Genomic DNA, 13483 nt, shown 5'->3' on the forward strand with positions numbered 1-13483 from the left:
TTATGGCGCGACCGCCAGAAGCGAGGTCACGCCCTGCGCCAAAATCACCGCCACCACGCCGTAGACGGCCAGCCACAGCCGCCGTTCCACGCGCTCCTGCGAAATCTCGATCCGCTCCAGCCTGTAGGACAGCGCCGCCCAGCGCTCCTCGGCCACGCGCTCATTGGCCTCGATCCGGGCATTGGCCACCTCGAACGGGGCATAGAGATAGCGCGAGCCGGTCCGCTCCGGCCCGCCGCTCATTCCTCCTCTGCCAGCTTGGGCAGCCCCAGCAGCATCCGCTTCTCGGCATCGGTCAGGAAATCGGCCCGGCTCACCCGGCTCCACTGCGCCTCGCGCTCGGAAGACAGCGCCGGCACCTGGTCGAGATCGGGCTTCAGCACCACCCGCTCGCCGGCGAAGCGCGACAGGAATTCCGATACCGCCGCCGCGACCTTGGTCGCCAGCGGCAACACCGTCAGCCGGTAGAAGGCCCGGTTCGCCTCCTGGTAATTGGCATAGGCCGCATCGCCCGGGATCCCCAGCAGCATCGGCGGCACGCCGAAGGCCAGCGCGATCTCCCGCGCAGCCGCCTCCTTGGTCTTCTGGAACTCCATGTCCGAGGGGCTGAACCCCATCGGCTTCCAGTCCAGCCCCCCCTCCAGCAGCATCGGCCGCCCCGCATTGGCCGCGCCCTGGTGGTAGCTCAGCATCTCGTCCTGCAGGCGCTGATACTGCTCCTCGCTCAGGCTCGCCTGCCCGTCCGCGCCGCGATAGACGATGGCGCCCGAGGGCCGCGCCGCATTGTCCAGCAGCGCCTTGGACCAGCGGCTCGCCGCGTTGTGCACATCCACCGCCACCGCAGCCGCCTGCATCGGCGACAAGCCGTAATGGTCGTCCTGCGGGTGGAAGCTCTTGATATGACAGATCGGCGGCAGAACTCCCGTCATGTCGAACCGGTGCTTCCGCCCTCCCACGGCATAGTCGTAGGCCACCGGCCAACCATCGGCACCCGGCACCAGGCTCATCCGGTCCGAGCGCAGCACATGCAGTTCCAGCGGCATCCCCGCCGCACCGCCCACGGCCTCCAGATACGCGTTCCCCGACAGCAGCAGCTGCCCGTACAGCGCCTCGAACAGCTCCGCCCGCCCCTGCGCGCCATTGGGCCGGCCCACCAGGTCCAGAACCGGATGCGCCTCGTAGCGCCGCTCGTGATCCTGCAGCACCAGCGGCAGCGCCGCCGCGGCCTCCGCGATCAGCTTGACCGATCGGAACCCCACCGGGTTGCTGGCGAACCCCGCCTTTGTCAGAGACACCGTATCACGCGGGCTCCAGGCCACCCGCCCCGCCCCATGCCAGGCGATCACCGGCCCCGTGGCCGAGGCCTTGGCCTCGGGCGCCTTCGGCTCCGCGCGCCGGAAAAAGTCGAATACCATATGCAAAGCTCCTCAGTCGCCCCGTCCGCCACCACGCCGGCAGCACGAAATCCCCCGCGCCCCGGCTCCGGGGCGGGCCGGCGGGCCCGGCCCGCGCCATCCGTTCTCGTGAAAAGCCCCCTTCTTCCTGGCGAAAATACTCCCGCCGGAGGCCAGAAAGTCTCAGCCCGCCCTAAAGGCCCCGCACCCGCGGCCGCCGCCAGCGCGCCGCCGGCTCGATCATCAGCTCATGCAGCGCCCAGACCAGCGCATCCACCCGGTCCGGGCTGCCCCGCCCCTGGTAGCCCTGCGCCGTCATCCGGCACATCTGATCCTCAAGCGCCCCGAGCCCCCGCAGGTGCCGCACCCGCCCCTGCTCGTAGAGCGCCGCCACAGGCTCGGCCCGCGCGATCTTGCCCTTGGCCGCGCGCACCGCCTTGACCGGCACCAGCGGGTCGATCTGCCGGATCACGCTCTCCACCAGCTCGCCCCCCTGGTTCACCTCGGCCACCAGCCGCTCGGCCCCGTGCCGTTCCATCGCCGCGATCGCTGCCTCGGCCCAGGCCATGGGCGAGGCCGCCGCGACGCTGGCATCCTCCAGAACCACCGCGCGCCAGTCCTGCACCGGCCCCTGCGTCACCGCCCCCACCACGACGATCCCGCACGCGTCCGAGCTCGCCTTGCCGCTCACCGGCGGATCCACCGCCACCACCACCCGGTCGAACTCCGGCGCCGCGTCCAGCCGCGCCGCTTCCAGCCCTGTCAGGCTCCACAGCGCGCCCTCCGCATCCTCCAGCAGCGCGCCATCCAGTTCCTGCCGCCCCAGCCGCGTCCCGGCATAGCGCGCCCGAACCTCCTCCAGGAAGGAGGCCGCCAGATGCGCCCGGTTGGCCTCCGTCGGCGCCTGTGTCATCACCGTCGAAGGGGTGTTCAGGATCGCCTTGAGAACCGGCACGTTGCGCGGCGTGGTGGTCACGCATTGCCGCGGCATCGGCCCCAGGCGAAGCCCGAACTGCAACATGTCCCAGGCTTCGTCCGCACGCTTCCACTTGGCCAGCTCATCGGCCCAGGCGGCATCGAATTGCGGCCCCCGCAGACTCTCCGGCTCATGCGCCGAGAACAGCTGCGCCACCGCGCCGTTCGGCCAGACCAGCCGCTTGCGCGTGGCCTCCCATTTCGGGCGGCGGTCGGGCGGCGAACAGGCCAGGATCCCGCTCTCGCCGAACACCATCACCTCGCGCACCTGCTCGATGGTCTCGCCCACCAGCGCCACCCGGCGCGAGCGGCCGACGTCCAGCGGCCGCGCCCCTTCGACCTCCGCGCGCACCCATTCCGCGCCCGCCCGCGTCTTGCCCGCGCCGCGCCCGCCCATGATCACCCAGGTCCGCCAGTCGCCCTCCGGCGGCAACTGATGCGGCAGCGCCCAGAACTCGAAGAGATAAGGCAGCGCCAGGAGCGCGCCCTCACTCAACCCGCTCAGGAACTCCTCCTGAACCTCCGGCGGCGCGCAGGCGATCCAGTCGGCGCCCGATCTCGGATCGCGCCTCGGCCAGGTCGAGCGCGTAGTCGTGGATGATACCTGTCTCTGTTCGGATACGTTTTTCAACACGCGCCCTCTCGTCAAAGGCCGTCTGGGTCGCGCGTCCGAGATCGGCCAACGCCCCTTTCAGCTCCTTCACCCGGTCCGTGCGGCCCGCGGCAACCTCTTCGATGATCTGGTTCAGCGCCCGGATCGTGCGCCGGTAATGCTGCTCGGCCTCGGCCAGGATCTCCTGCGACGCCCGTTCACCCGCCAGGGGAGAAATCAATGTCATATGGTCAATGCCCGCCTCTCATGCCTCCGCACGAGCGAAACGAAAAAGCGGCCCCGGGGTCTCCCCGTGCCGCTTGCCCACTTCTTCTAGCTTGCCCAAATCTATACGCCAGACCGCGCGCCTGGTCAAGAAATACTGTATTACCAATAAGTTAATGAACCAATCGCCCCTTCTTCTGGCCCGAAATATCCCCGCCGGAGGCACCGCGCCGCCCGCAAGGGCGGCGCATAATCAAAGGCTTGCGCCGCAGGCGCGCCTTTTTCCAGAACCTACTCCCTGGCGCGCTCGGCCTCGATCCTGCGCCAGCGGGCGACGTTCTCGTTATGCTCCGAGAGGGTCTCGGCAAAGGCATGTCCGCCCGAGCCGTCTGCCACGAAATAGAGATAGGGCGTGGCATCGGGGTCCAGCGCCGCCTCGATCGCGGCACGGCCGGGGTTGGCGATGGGGCCCGGCGGCAGGCCGGTCACCACATAGGTGTTGTATTCCACCGCGCCGTGCTGGCGCTTCTCGGTGTCGCCGCGCTTGTCGGCATTGGTGATGCCGCGCTCCAGCACATATTCCCCGCGGGTGATGCCGTAGATGATGGTCGGGTCGGTCTGCAGCGCCATGCCCTTGCGCAGCCGGTTGACGAAGACGCTGGCCACCTGCCGGCGCTCTTCGGGCAGGCCGGTCTCCTTCTCCACGATCGAGGCCAGGATCAGCGCCTCGCGCGGGCTCTCCAGCGGCAGGCCGTCGGCGCGGTTCTGCCACAGCTCCTCCAGCAGCGCGGCCTGCGCCTCGGCCATGCGCGCCACCAGTGCCGCGCGCTCGGTGCCGCGCGTCACCTCGTAGCTGTCGGGGGCCAGCGTGCCCTCCTCGGGCTGGGCGACCTCGCCGGTCAGGAACTCCGCCGCCTTCAGCCCCTCGATCACCTGGTGGCTGGTCACACCCTCGGCCAGCGTCACCCGGTAGCGCAGGTCGGGCTGCGCCAGCACCTCCGCGTAACCCTCGGGCGCGGTCTCCACCGCGGCCGGATCGAAGGCCAGCCTCTCGACATAGCGGTTGGTCGCGGGATCCAGTTCGCGCACCTGGACCTCGGCGCTGCGGATGCCGATGCGGTAGTTGATCTCCGTGCCGCAGGTCGAGCGCCCCGAACGGGTGATCGCATCCACGATCTCCTCCATCGAGGCATGCGCGTCCACCAGGAAGCTGCCCGCCTTCAGCCCGCCCGCCTTGCCGCTGTAATCGGCGCCGGCGCGGAAGATCACCTCGCTTGAGATTGCCCCCTGCGCGGCCAGATCAGCCGACACCCGGCGCATGTTCGAGCCGCTTTCCACCCGCAGGCAGATCGCCTCGGCCAGCGGGCCGGGGCCGGTGTATTGCTTCTGAGCCCAGATCACCGCCCCGCCCGCCGCCAGCAGCAGCACGATGAACAGCGTCAGCGCGTTCGAGGCGATGTGGCGCCACATGGGTTTCCGACCTTTCCGTCCGTGTCAGACCTTGCCCAGGACCAGCGACGCGTTGGTGCCGCCGAAACCGAAGCTGTTCGACAGCGCCACGTTGATCTCGCGCGGGCGCGCCTCGTTGGCGGCGAGGTCCAGCTTGGCCTCCACCGCCGGATTGTCGAGGTTGATGGTGGGCGGCGCCACCTGGTCGCGGATCGCCAGGATGGAGAAGATCGCCTCCACCGCGCCGGCCGCGCCCAGCAGGTGACCGGTCGAGGATTTGGTCGAGCTCATCGTTGCCTTGCCCGCGGCATTGCCCATGACGCGTTCCACCGCGCCCAGCTCGATCGTGTCGGCCATGGTCGAGGTGCCGTGGGCATTGATGTAGTCGATGTCGCCGGGCTGAATCCCCGCCCGCTTGATCGCCGCCCGCATCGAGCGCTCGCCGCCCTCGCCGTTCTCGGAGGGCGCGGTGATGTGATAGGCGTCGCCCGACAGGCCATAGCCCAGGATCTCAGCGTAGATCTTCGCGCCGCGGGCCTTGGCGTGCTCGTATTCCTCCAGCACGACGACGCCCGCACCCTCGCCCATGACGAAACCGTCGCGGTCCTCATCCCAGGGGCGGCTGGCGCATTGCGGCGCGTCGGCGCGCTTGGTCGACAGCGCCTTGCAGGCATTGAAGCCGGCGATGCCGATCTCCGAGATCGGGCTTTCCGCGCCGCCCGCGACCATCACGTCGGCATCGTCCAGCGCGATCAGCCGCGCCGCATCGCCGATGGCATGCGCGCCGGTCGAACAGGCTGTCACCACCGCGTGGTTCGGCCCCTGGAAGCCATAGCGGATCGAGACCTGACCGGAGACCAGGTTGATCAGCGCGCCGGGAATGAAGAAGGGCGAGACGCGGCGCGGCCCGCGCTCCTTGAGCAGGACCGCCGTGTCGGCGATCGAGTTCAGCCCGCCGATGCCGGAGCCGATCATGACCCCGGTGCGCTCGCGCGCCGCCTTGTCCACGGGCGCCCAGCCGCTGTCCTTCACCGCCTGGTCGGCCGCGGCCATGCCGTAGAGGATGAAATCATCGACCTTGCGGCGCTCCTTCGGCTCCATCCAGTCGTCGGGGTTGAAGGTGCCGTCGCTGCCGTCGCCCAAGGGTATCTCGCAGGCGTATTTGGTGGTCACCCGCGAGGCGTCGAACCGCGTGATCAGGCCCGCTCCCGATTGCCCGGCCAGAAGGCGCTTCCAGGTTTCCTCGACCCCGCAGGCCAGCGGCGTGACCATCCCGAGACCCGTGACAACAACTCGACGCATGGCTTCTCTACCCCTTTGGTTGTTCCCTGCCCTGATACCGCGCATCATGGCCGCTGGGCAAGCCGCGCGGCGCAGCTTTGTGTCGCGGTCGCGAAGGACGGCCGACCGCCCCCCGGCAACAAAAAACGGGTGCCCGGCAGGACACCCGCTTTCCTACACTGTCCGTCGATCCGTGGCGCTTACGACGCTTCGGTGATGAACTTCACCGCGTCGCCGAAGGTCTGGATCGTCTCGGCGGCGTCGTCCGGGATCTCGATGCCGAACTCTTCTTCGAAGGCCATCACCAGTTCCACGGTGTCCAGGCTGTCGGCGCCCAGGTCGTCGATGAACGAGGCGGCCTCGGTGACCTTGTCCTCTTCCACGCTCAGATGCTCGACGACGATCTTTTTAACGCGATCTGCGATGTCGCTCATATCATTTCCTCACAGTATCCGGGCGGCTGCCCGCTCTTTCCGTTGACCCGACCGGGCCGCTCCATTCCCGGGCGCGCACAGCACTCCCGGGCCAAATCTGCGCCGCCTATAGCACATCGCTTCCGCAAGGCAAACGCTTTCCAAGACCGGCCCCGCAATCGGGGGACGCCGAAAAAACACGGGGTCGTGAACTCGGTTCCCGGTCCGCGCCCGGCCCCAAACGTCTTGCACGACGGAAAAGTAACCATAATCCTGAGGGGACAAGTTATTTCAGTTGGACCAAACCATGTTCGCCCATCCTGCTTTTTCGATGTCCTCCGCTGGCTTGCCCGGCCTGTCTCTCGAGGATCTGGCCGGCAAGGACAGCCTCTCGCTTTTTGTGCTGGCGCTGATCTCATTCTTCCTGCTGGTGAATTACCTCCTCAGCCCCAAGTCCCGCAGACGTCCCTGGAGGCCCGGGTCGCGGCGCCGCTATCCGGGGCAGAAGCCCGCCGTCGCCGCTCCATTCGACGCGACGAAAACTGACCTGTCGGACCCGAGGTCGCAGATGGATTTCATCGCGCGAACCGCGTTCGAGAAACAGCCCCTGCTCAACAAGGAGGAAGCGCGCCTGCTCCCCCTTCTCGAGAGGACGGTGTCCAACCTTGGACAGGGCCATCGCGTCATGGCGCAAACCAGCATGGGCGAACTGATCCGGCCCAGGAAGGGAAGCGCGGACGCCGAAACACTGAAAAACGCCTATTCCTCGATCAACTCCAAGCGGCTGGATTTTGCCATCATCGACCGCAGGGGCTATTTGGTCTGCGCTATAGAATACCAGGGATCCGGGCACTACCGCGCTGGCGCGTTCATGCGCGATGCGGTGAAACGGGAGGCGTTGCGCAAGGCCGGCGTCCATTTCCTGGAGATCGGAACCGGCTTCGCGCCCGAAAAAGTGGAGGAAGGCGTCGCTAGGGCGCTGGGGGCGCCCAGGGACGGCGCCTTCCCCTATGACAAGGTGTGAAACGGCGGGCCTTCGCCGTCAGAGCATCGCCATGCCGCCGTTCACATGCAGCGTCGCGCCGGTGACATAGCCGGCCTCGGCGCTGGCGAGATACAGCACCGCCGCCGCGATCTCGTCGGCCTCGCCCATGCGCCCCATGGGAACCTGCGTCAGCAGCCCCGTCTTCTGGTCCTCGGTCAGCTTGTCGGTCATCGCCGTGGTGATGAAGCCCGGCGCCACGCAATTGACGGTGATGCCTCGGCTGGCCACTTCGGCGGCCAGCGATTTCGACAGGCCCACCACGCCGGCCTTGGCGGCGGCGTAGTTGCACTGGCCCGGGTTGCCCGAGGCGCCCACGATAGAGCTGATATTGATGATCCGCCCCGAGCGCGCCTTCATCATGCCGCGCAGAACGCCGCGGCACAGCCGCATGGTGGCGGTCAGGTTGATGTCGATCACCTGCGCCCAGTCCTCGTCGCTCATCCGCATCAGCAGGCCGTCGCGGGTGATGCCGGCGTTGTTGACCAGGATGTCGACGCCGCCCATCGCCTCGGCCGCCTGTTTCGGCAGCGCCTCGACGGCCTCCGCGTCGCCCAGGTTGCAGGGCAGCACATGGGCGCGGCCGCCCAGTTCCGCAGCCAGCTCCTCCAGGGGGGCGACGCGGGTGCCCGACAGCCCCACCGTCGCGCCCTGCCCGTGCAGCACGCGCGCGATCGCACCCCCGATGCCGCCCGAGGCGCCCGTCACCAGCGCCGTCTTTCCCGTCAGATCAAACATGTTCACCTCTTATCCTTATCACCCGGCCAGGCTGTCCGCCGCCGCCTTGACCTCCTCGGGCGTGCCGACCTGGCGCGTCGCGGCCGAGCGCTCGATCCGCCGGATCATCCCCGACAGCGCCTTGCCCGCGCCGATTTCCCAGAACTCGGTCACGCCTTGCTTCACCATCCAGGTCACCGATTCCCGCCAGCGCACCGAATGGGTCACCTGATCGACCAGCAGCGAGCGGATGGTCTCCGGGTCGTCCGCGTCATGGGCCAGCACATTGGCCACCAGCGGCACCTTGGGCGCGTCGATCGCCACATGGCTCAGCGCCTCGGCCATCGCCCGCGCGGCGGGCTTCATCAGCGAGCAGTGGAACGGCGCCGAGACCGGCAACATCACCGCGCGCTTGGCGCCCTCTTCCTGGGCCAGGGAGACCGCGTGTTTCACCGCGTCCGCATCGCCCGAGATCACCACCTGCCCGGGATCGTTGTCATTGGCCGCCTCGCAGACCTTGTGGGTGTCTTGCGCGGCGCGCTTGGCGAGTTTCTTCACCGCGCCGAAATCCAGCCCCAACAGCGCGGCCATCGCGCCGTGGCCCACCGGAACCGCGTCCTGCATAGCCTGGCCGCGGGTGCGCAGCAGCCGCGCCGTGTCGGCCACCGAGATCGCGCCGGCCGCGGCCAGCGCCGAGTATTCGCCCAGCGAATGCCCCGCCACATAGGCCGCCGCCGTCACCGTCACGCCTTCGGCTTCCAGCGCGCGCATCGCCGCCAGCGAGGTCGCCATCAGCGCCGGCTGGGCGTTGCGGGTCAGGGTCAGCTCGTCCTGGTCGCCGTCCCAGATCAGGGCCGACAGCTTTTCACCCAGCGCCTCGTCCACCTCGTCGAACACCGCCTTTGCGGCCGGATAGGCCTCGGCCAGTGCGCGGCCCATACCGATGGTCTGGGCCCCCTGGCCCGGAAATACGAATGCGCGGGTCATGCTCTCCCCCCCTGTTAGGCATTTGCGCCCGTCTAGCGCCTCGCCCCGCCATTCACAAGCAAAACAAGGGTGGGGCCGGGGGGTTACCGGCTGTGGCCCCGCTCACCACTGCCCCAATCGCCCTTGCCGTTGGGATTTTCGCCAGCCTTGCCGACATCCTTGTCGTTACCCGGGTTGCCGGAGCGGCCACCCTCGGAGTCTTCGCCGTCGCTGTCATGACTGTCATGGCCGCCTCGGCTGGAGCCGCCGTCGGAACCGCCGCTGCCGGAGTCATTGCTGCCACCGCGGCTGGAGCCGCTGCTGCCACCGCTGTCGGAGTCACCACCGCTGTCCCCGCCGGAGCTGCCCGAGTTGGACCCGCCGCCGCTGCCCGATCCGCCAGTATTGGCAGAGCTGTTCCCCTTGTCGGAACTGCCGCCGCTGTCAGAGCCGCCGCTGTCAGAGCCGCCGCTGCTGCCAGACCCGCCGCTGCCAGAGTCACCCGAACCGCCAGAGTCACCGCCGGAGCCGGAGCCGCCCGAACCGCCGCCACTGGAGTCACTGCCGCCGTCGGAAGACCCGCCATCGCCCGCGCCAGCGGACCCGTCGCCCGTGCCGCCGGCGCCTCCGCCAGAGCCAGAGCCATCCGCGCCATCGCCAGCGCCCTCGGCGCCGTCGCCTTTGTCTCCTGCGCCCGCACCGGCCTCGCCGCCGACAGCGACGGCGACCTCGATCGCGTCGATCTGGTCGGCGGTTTCAAAGCCGAGGCTTTCGACCGCCCCGGCGACGGACAGCAGCGCGCCCAGCGACAACGCCACGATTCCCGCCAGCAGGACGACGTAATCGGTCGTCACCGCGCCGGTCTCGTCGCTCAGGAAAGGCCGGAGGGGAGATCGCCGGGAGGGGGTTGATTGGGCCATACTGTTCACCGTGGTTCGTTACGCAAAAACCCGCGTCTGTCCGGCGTGGTTAGATTCAATTTAAGGCAATTTCGCGGTAACAGCGCGCCAATCCCAAGAAAACGCTGCGCCGATTTCGTGCCCGCGCCGGCGCTCAGCGCGCCCCGATGCGCGTCAGGAAGTCCAGCGCGCTGCGGTCCTCGACCGTGTCGCGCTCGATATTGGCGACGTTGCGGCGCACCCGCGCGGCGTGGCGGCCCGCCTCCACCGCCTGGTTCGACCCGCGCGCGATCTTGGCGGCCAGTTCGGCCTCGGAGCGGGTGTAATAGTGATTCAGCTGTATGTGATCCGCGGAGTAGAAACCGGGCTGTGTGCGCGCCTTCAGCGCGGCCTTCTCGCCGCGGTCGTTCCAGGTGACGGCCAGGCCGTCGGTCTCATAGGCATGGACCTTGACCGCCGTCACCCGGCAGGGATCGACGATCACCTTGAAATTGGTCACCCCCCGCGCCCCGCTGAGCGGCGCGGCGGCGCGGCGGGTGTAGTTTTCCACAACGCCGCCCTCGGGCGGCCGCTCATGCCCGCAGCGCCCGAAATTGTGCCAGGGCAGCGAGATATTGGCCGCCCCCTCCAGATGCGCCAGCGCGGCGTCCAGGCCGCCGGCCTGTTTCGGCACCAGGAATTCGTCGGCGTCGATGCAGGCCATCCAGCGGTAGGCCGGGCCGAAATTGCGGATCGCATGGGCATAGGCCAGGACCTGGTTGTGGATCTCCCGCCCGGTGATGGCGTCGCGCAGCTTCTGGTTCCAGGGCAGAACCGTCAGTGCGTCCGCGGGCAGCACGCCCGCGAGCACGCCGATCGTGCCGTCGGTGCAGCCATTGTCGTAGACCACGAAATGCCGCACGCCCGCGGCGAGGTGGAACCGCGCCCATTCCCCGATATGGCGCGCCTCGTTCCTGACGATCAGCGCCACGGCAAGGCCGGCGCGCGCCGGCGCGGGCTCCGGCGGCGTGATGGCCAGCTTGGTAATCGGCTTGCGGGACAGGAGGCGCCAGGGCATGGCATGGCCCTTCTTCTTTCGGAAACTCGCCGCCTGCTTAGCCAAGCGCGCGCCGCTTTTCCAGAGCGGCCGAACAGCAACGGGGCCCGGCGCGCCAGGCAGCCGGACCCCGTTTCCCCGAAACGAACAGGGAGAGGGAAGGAAAATATCAGATGGACACCAGCGTCGACCCGGGTTCGGGCACCGGTTTCGCCTCAGGGACCAGCCTGCGCCCGATGCGCTTCCAGCCCTTCATCTGGACATGCACCGGCCTGAGATCCTGCGACATGCGTTCGTTCAGCACCTCGAGCGTCGCCAGTCGGCCCGAGGCCACATGCATCACTCTGCCCCCGTCCCTGAGGCGCAGGAACAGCTGGGCGGGCCGCCCCGGAATGCCCGAGCGCCGGATAAAGGCCGATTCGATAGCATCGAACGGCACCACCCGGTCGATGCGCATGCGGCCGCTGCGGTTGCGCGCCACCTGGCGCAGGCTGCGCAGCGTCAGATCGACATGCAGCTCGCGGGTCAGACCGCGCCCTGCGAACCACAGCAGCATCAGCCCGGCAACGCCCAGGCCCAGCGTCGAGGCCACCCGTTGCGGCGACACGTCCACGGCGGCATCGCCATGGGGAAACAGCCAGTGCCCGAAGGCCACGACCAGCAGCGCCACGCCGGCGATGGCGCAGACCCGCTCGACCGTCGGCGCACGGGTTCTCCAGCATGCCTCCGGTCGGATCACATAGCCCCAGTAGGTTTCCGTCAAACTCACCCAGTGGCACCGGGCTTCACTCGTCACACCAAAGTCTCTCGCTCCGGTGTAGATGGTCATTTCGCAGCCCTCTTTCCTGGCCCAAACCGCAGCGCTCCATGCTTGACCAAAAAATGTTGAAAAGATGGCATCAGCCGGGTGTTTTCGCGGCGGGCGGCCGCCGCGTCCTTGCCCCTTGCACCAGGCGCCCGCGCGTGTATAAAGCCCCATCCTTCCGCACATGATGCGAAACCGGTGCAGCCTCTCGAAAGCGGGCCGCGGAAGGCCATGCCCGCCCCGAAGCGCACCCGAGAACAGAACTGGAGCCAACATGCCGCTTTACGAGCATGTCTTCATCGCGCGTCAGGACCTTTCCAACGCGCAGGCCGAGGGCCTTGTCGATCATTTCTCCGCAGTGCTGGCTGACAACGGCGGCAAGGTCGTCGAAAGCGAATACTGGGGCGTCAAGACGATGGCCTACAAGATCAACAAGAACCGCAAGGGCCACTATGCCTTCCTGAAGACCGACGCCCCGGCGCCGGCGGTCCAGGAAATGGAGCGCCTGATGCGCCTGCACGACGACGTGATGCGCGTCATGACCATCAAGGTCGACGCCCACGAAGAGGGCCCCTCGGTCCAGATGCAGAAGCGCGACGAGCGCAGCGAGCGCCGCGAGCGCCGTTGATCGCCAGCCCCAGGAAAGGACATTAAACCATGGCCACAAAACCGTTTTTCCGTCGCCGCAAGGTCTGCCCCTTCTCGGGCGAGAACGCGCCGAAGATCGACTACAAGGACACCCGTCTGCTGCAGCGCTACATCTCCGAGCGCGGCAAGATCGTGCCCTCGCGCATCACCGCCGTCTCGGCCAAGAAGCAGCGTGAGCTGGCCCGCGCCATCAAGCGCGCCCGCTTCCTCGCCCTGCTGCCCTACGCCGTGAAATAAGGAGCCAGACCCATGCAAGTGATCCTTCTGGAACGCGTGGCCAAGCTCGGCCAGATGGGCGACGTGGTCGCCGTCAAGGACGGCTACGCCCGCAACTTCCTGCTGCCGCAGGGCAAGGCGCTGCGCGCCAACGCGGCCAACATCGCCTCGTTCGAGACGCAGAAAGCCCAGCTCGAAGCCCGCAACCTCGAAACCAAGAAAGAGGCCGAGGCGCTGGCTGCGAAACTCGACGGCCAGCAGTTCGTCGTGATTCGCTCGGCGTCGGACGCCGGCGCGCTCTACGGCTCGGTCACCCCGCGTGACGCCGCCGATGCCGCGACCGCCGACGGCTTCAGCCTGGACAAGAAACAGGTCGTCCTGGCGCGCCCGATCAAGGAGCTGGGCCTGCACGACGTGCATGTCTCGCTGCACCCCGAGGTCGAGGTGACGATCCAGCTGAACGTCGCCCGCTCGACCGAAGAGGCCGAACTGCAAGCTTCGGGCAAGTCGATCCAGGAACTGGCCGCCGAGGCCGAGGCCGAGGCCGAGTTCGAGATCGCCGAGCTGTTCGAGGACATCGGCGCCGCCGCCTCGGAAGACGAGGGCCTGGCCCAAGCGGTCGAGGAAGAGACCGAAGAAGACAAGTAAGACCGGGCACGCCCGATCTGCACAGGAAACGCGCGAAGGCTCCCCTTCGCGCGTTTTTCTTTGACTGCCCAAGGGTTGTGACCTGCCCCCCACGAAGTCCCGCACCATGATGTAGAGTCTGCTCAACCCTGAAGGAGCAGACGAATGCGAAAGAGCCGTTTCACCGAGGCGCAGATT

16 protein-coding genes are annotated in these 13483 nt (G+C 68.0%); 4 read left to right on the forward strand and 12 right to left on the reverse strand.

The genetic code is table 11. The features are described 5' to 3' along the window. The 7 genes from KCI33_RS16950 to KCI33_RS16980 form a co-directional block, all read right to left on the reverse strand. Window positions 1-243 (reverse strand): hypothetical protein, encoded by a 243-nt coding sequence (locus KCI33_RS16950; RefSeq protein WP_212525992.1) that lies wholly within the window; start codon window positions 241-243, stop codon window positions 1-3. Continuing rightward, a complete protein-coding gene (locus KCI33_RS16955; protein ID WP_212525993.1) occupies window positions 240-1415 on the reverse strand; it encodes a phage portal protein in 1176 nt (391 codons plus the stop codon). Before KCI33_RS16955 ends, KCI33_RS16950 begins: the two co-directional genes overlap by 4 nt. A 172-nt stretch (window positions 1416-1587) precedes the next feature. Then, entirely contained in the window at window positions 1588-2874 is a 1287-nt protein-coding gene (locus KCI33_RS16960; protein ID WP_249139127.1) for a terminase family protein, read from the reverse strand. Then, window positions 2858-3208 (reverse strand): hypothetical protein, encoded by a 351-nt coding sequence (locus tag KCI33_RS16965; protein WP_212525994.1) that lies wholly within the window; start codon window positions 3206-3208, stop codon window positions 2858-2860. Before KCI33_RS16965 ends, KCI33_RS16960 begins: the two co-directional genes overlap by 17 nt. Before the next feature lie 269 nt (window positions 3209-3477). Beyond that, window positions 3478-4656, reverse strand: a complete 1179-nt coding sequence (mltG, locus tag KCI33_RS16970) for an endolytic transglycosylase MltG (RefSeq protein WP_212525995.1) — start codon at window positions 4654-4656, stop codon at window positions 3478-3480. A 24-nt stretch (window positions 4657-4680) separates the two neighbouring features. Then, complete coding sequence (gene fabF, locus KCI33_RS16975) at window positions 4681-5937, reverse strand: beta-ketoacyl-ACP synthase II (protein WP_212525996.1); 1257 nt, start codon at window positions 5935-5937, stop codon at window positions 4681-4683. Between the two features lie 179 nt (window positions 5938-6116). Next, window positions 6117-6350 (reverse strand): acyl carrier protein, encoded by a 234-nt coding sequence (locus KCI33_RS16980; RefSeq protein WP_097802809.1) that lies wholly within the window; start codon window positions 6348-6350, stop codon window positions 6117-6119. Window positions 6351-6636: 286 nt separating this feature from the next. Here KCI33_RS16980 and KCI33_RS16985 point away from each other — a divergent pair, with 286 nt between their 5' ends. After that, window positions 6637-7353: a DUF2726 domain-containing protein gene (locus tag KCI33_RS16985; RefSeq protein WP_212525997.1), complete on the forward strand. Its 717-nt coding sequence runs from the start codon at window positions 6637-6639 to the stop codon at window positions 7351-7353. Between the two features lie 18 nt (window positions 7354-7371). Here KCI33_RS16985 and fabG read toward each other — a convergent pair whose 3' ends face one another. The 5 genes from fabG to KCI33_RS17010 all read right to left on the reverse strand — a co-directional run bounded on the left by fabG (window position 7372) and on the right by KCI33_RS17010 (window position 11758). Beyond that, the gene (gene fabG, locus KCI33_RS16990) at window positions 7372-8109 is read right to left on the reverse strand and encodes a 3-oxoacyl-ACP reductase FabG (RefSeq protein WP_212525998.1); all 738 of its coding nucleotides are present in this window, start codon (window positions 8107-8109) and stop codon (window positions 7372-7374) included. An 18-nt stretch (window positions 8110-8127) separates the two neighbouring features. Continuing rightward, the gene (fabD, locus tag KCI33_RS16995) at window positions 8128-9075 is read right to left on the reverse strand and encodes an ACP S-malonyltransferase (protein WP_212525999.1); all 948 of its coding nucleotides are present in this window, start codon (window positions 9073-9075) and stop codon (window positions 8128-8130) included. Window positions 9076-9158: 83 nt separating this feature from the next. After that, window positions 9159-9908, reverse strand: coding sequence for a hypothetical protein (locus tag KCI33_RS17000; protein ID WP_212526000.1), 750 nt, complete (start codon window positions 9906-9908; stop codon window positions 9159-9161). A gap of 199 nt (window positions 9909-10107) precedes the next feature. Further along, entirely contained in the window at window positions 10108-11010 is a 903-nt protein-coding gene (locus tag KCI33_RS17005) for a glycosyltransferase family 92 protein (protein WP_212526001.1), read from the reverse strand. A gap of 148 nt (window positions 11011-11158) precedes the next feature. Beyond that, window positions 11159-11758: a hypothetical protein gene (locus KCI33_RS17010; protein WP_212526002.1), complete on the reverse strand. Its 600-nt coding sequence runs from the start codon at window positions 11756-11758 to the stop codon at window positions 11159-11161. 310 nt (window positions 11759-12068) lie between these two features. Here KCI33_RS17010 and rpsF point away from each other — a divergent pair, with 310 nt between their 5' ends. The 3 genes from rpsF to rplI are packed head-to-tail and all read left to right on the forward strand — an operon-like array spanning window position 12069 to window position 13306. Continuing rightward, window positions 12069-12422 carry a 30S ribosomal protein S6 gene (gene rpsF, locus KCI33_RS17015; RefSeq protein ID WP_212526003.1) on the forward strand — a complete coding sequence of 118 codons (354 nt, stop codon included), beginning with the start codon at window positions 12069-12071 and terminating at the stop codon, window positions 12420-12422. A 29-nt stretch (window positions 12423-12451) separates the two neighbouring features. Then, a complete protein-coding gene (gene rpsR / locus KCI33_RS17020) occupies window positions 12452-12679 on the forward strand; it encodes a 30S ribosomal protein S18 (RefSeq protein WP_093361330.1) in 228 nt (75 codons plus the stop codon). Window positions 12680-12691: 12 nt separating this feature from the next. Continuing rightward, window positions 12692-13306 carry a 50S ribosomal protein L9 gene (gene rplI / locus KCI33_RS17025; protein ID WP_212526004.1) on the forward strand — a complete coding sequence of 205 codons (615 nt, stop codon included), beginning with the start codon at window positions 12692-12694 and terminating at the stop codon, window positions 13304-13306. Window positions 13307-13483: the final 177 nt, after the last annotated feature.

Source organism: Actibacterium sp. MT2.3-13A (genome assembly GCF_018139985.1).
GTDB lineage: Bacteria > Pseudomonadota > Alphaproteobacteria > Rhodobacterales > Rhodobacteraceae > JAGSOU01.